Origin of the sequence: Saccharomonospora iraqiensis subsp. paurometabolica YIM 90007 (assembly GCF_000231035.2) — a bacterium.
In the GTDB taxonomy this organism is placed as follows: Bacteria; Actinomycetota; Actinomycetes; order Mycobacteriales; family Pseudonocardiaceae; genus Saccharomonospora; species Saccharomonospora paurometabolica.
Genome location: NZ_KI912264.1, coordinates 104,108 through 104,643, shown reverse-complemented (window position 1 = coordinate 104,643; position 536 = coordinate 104,108). Strand labels below are relative to the sequence as shown.

Annotated in this window: 1 protein-coding gene; it reads right to left on the bottom strand. The window is 76.3% G+C overall.

Annotated elements, in window-relative coordinates:
• Positions 1-536, bottom strand: a 536-nt coding sequence (locus SACPADRAFT_RS29725; RefSeq protein WP_007027936.1) for an FAD-binding oxidoreductase, incomplete at both ends; no start/stop codon positions are given.

Genomic DNA, 536 nt, shown 5'->3' with positions numbered 1-536 from the left:
ACCCGACCCGCACCGTGCCCCGCTCGGTGACCTCGGCGTGCCGGGCCCAGGCGGCGTCCGCGTCGTCCTCGGTGAGCACCCGCCCGCCGAGCTGTTCGGCCACGTGCCGCGCCCGCGCGTCGGTCCCCTCCGGGGTGCCCTCCAGCCGCACCAGCAGCAGGTCGTCGACCCATTCCACGGACACCGGTTCGGCCGCGCCGGACAGCACCGTGCGCGTGCGGTCGGCGACCTCCGGCAGCGGGCACTCCACGCACACCGTCCGGGTCGCGGCGGGCACCGGGTGCAACCGCAGCACCACCTCGGCGAGCAGGCCGAACGCGCCGTAGGAGCCGTGCATCAGCTTCGCCAGGTCGTACCCGGCGACGTTCTTGATGACGTGCCCCCCGGTGCGGGCGACGGTGCCGTCGGCGAGCACCACCGTCGCCCCGATCACCAGGTCGCGCATCGACCCGTAGGCGTGCGCGAGCGGACCGGCGTCGGCCGTGGCGATCAGGCCGCCGACCGTGGCCCCGCGCAGCACCCGGGGCGCGTCGAAC